The organism is Methylobacterium sp. A54F, assembly GCF_053346035.1.
The window spans coordinates 1-299 of sequence record NZ_JBKFBF010000158.1 but is presented as its reverse complement, the minus strand read 5'-3'; the positions used below and the strand labels follow the sequence as shown (position 1 = coordinate 299).

1 pseudogene is annotated in these 299 nt (G+C 77.9%); it reads right to left on the bottom strand.

Annotated elements, in window-relative coordinates:
• Positions 1–60 precede the first annotated feature (60 nt).
• A pseudogene (locus tag ACLBXP_RS25770) lies at positions 61–299 on the bottom strand (helicase-related protein); the annotation flags it as partial.

Here is a 299-nt window from a genome sequence, read left to right as displayed (position 1 = left end):
GCGCCCGGCCCGGCCCCGCCGCTGATCCACGGAGGCGCGCGAGGCCCGGGCTCGGTCTCACCCGCCTCGTGACCGCCCGGGCTCGTAGACCGGCACCCGCGCGAGCCCCGAATCCACGACGATGCGAACCCCTTCGATGGTGAGCGAGGTCTCGGCGATGCTCGTGGCCAGCACGACCTTGCGGCGGCCGGCCGGCGTCGGCGCCCCCGCCCGGTCCTGCTCGGCCGGCGTCAGCGCGCCGTAGAGCGGTGCGATCTCCGTCTCCGGCCCGACCGCGTCGGCGAGGCGCTCGGCGACCC